Below are 1,473 nucleotides of genomic sequence, written 5' to 3'. Positions count from 1 at the left end.
TGCGGGGGTCGAGGTTGACGGGGTTCTCCTCCTTGCCGTCCTCGGGCAGGCGCAGCACCTCGCCGATCTGGTCGATCAAGAGGCCGTAGGATTCGCCGCGCAAATCGACGCCGACCGCCATCGGCACCTTGCCGTCCTCGGCCTTGGGCAGGCCGAGCCGGGCGCGCATGTCGACCACGGTGACGATGCGGCCGCGCAGGTTGAGCACGCCCGCGATCTCGCGCGAGGACAAGGGAACGCGGGTGACGCGCTCGGGCATGAACACGTCCTGGACGCGGGAGATCGGCAGGCCGAACAGCTGGCCGCCGATCATCGCGGTGACGTATTCGACCATGGCGCCTTCGCCCACTTGCGTCTTGCTGGTCATGTGTCTCTCCTGATCCCTGCCCTGCTCTTTAGATTGAGCATGATCTCTTCGGAAAACCGCTGCACACTTTTCCGGATCATGCTCTACGCCGCGGCCCGGCTCAGCTCGGAGGCGCCGGCGGCGCCCGCGGTCTGCTCCTTCAGCGCCGCGATCAGACCGGGACGGTCGAACTTGGCGACATAATCGTGGAAGCCGGCCTGGCGGCCGCGCTCGATCGCCGCCGGCGACACCAGCGCGGACAGGCCGATGATCGGCGTCGCGGCGAGGTTGTTGTCGGAGCGGACAACTTCCGCGAACTCGAACCCGTTCATGTCCGGCATCTCGATGTCGGTCAGGATCACGTCGAAGCTCTGGGCGCGCAGCGCAGCCAGGCCCTCCTGCGCGGTCGGCGCGGTGCGGACGCGGTAGCCGGCGGCTTTCAGCACGGGCGCCAGCATGTTGCGGAAGAACGCGCTGTCGTCGACCAAGAGCACCGACTGCGAGTGCATCGACGGCTTCATCTCCTTGCGGGTGAACCAGTCGGCGAACGCCATGGGGAGGAAGTGGCCGACGTCGATCACCTCGGTGGCCTGGCCCTTGATCACGGCCGAGCCGAGGATGCCGGAGGAGGCGCCGCCGACCTCGATGTTGAGCCGTTCCTCGACGATGTCGATGATCTCGTCGACGACGAGGCCCATGGAGCGGCCGTCGTCGGCGAACACCAGGATCGGCTGGACGCCCTGGCTGGCGATGGTGACGCCTTCCATGGCCACCAGCGGCATCAGCTGCTCGCGGTACTGCACCATGTAGCGGCCGTTCGAGAACTCGATCTTGTCGGCCGGAAGCTCTTCCAGGCGGGTGACGAGCCCGAGCGGGACCGCCTTGGGCTGGGACGAGCCGGCGCGGAACACCAGCAGCGAGGTGGTCTGCTCGCCCGAGCCGATGTGATGGGCCCCGTTCTCGTCGCCCATGTCATGGGCCGAGGAGCCGGCGGCACCGAGCGCTTTCGCAATGCCGTTGGGGTCGATGATCATGATCACCGCGCCATCGCCCAGGATGGTGTTGCCGGAGAACATGTCGATGTGGCGCAGCTTGGTCGACATCGGCTTGACCACGATCTCCTCGGT

At 67.0% G+C, this 1,473-nt stretch carries 2 protein-coding genes; both read right to left on the bottom strand.

Features of this window, described 5'->3' with window-relative positions; genetic code table 11:
• Nucleotides 1-367, bottom strand: a 367-nt coding sequence (locus tag XH87_RS08430) for a chemotaxis protein CheW (RefSeq protein WP_271586899.1), incomplete at its 3' end; no start/stop codon positions are given.
• An 83-nt stretch (nt 368-450) separates the two neighbouring features.
• A partial coding sequence (locus tag XH87_RS08425; protein WP_271586898.1) for a response regulator occupies nt 451-1,473 on the bottom strand: 1,023 nt, incomplete at its 5' end.

It is taken from the genome of Bradyrhizobium sp. CCBAU 53415, assembly GCF_028128735.1.
GTDB lineage: Bacteria > Pseudomonadota > Alphaproteobacteria > Rhizobiales > Xanthobacteraceae > Bradyrhizobium.
This window is presented reverse-complemented; position numbering and strand designations above follow the sequence as displayed.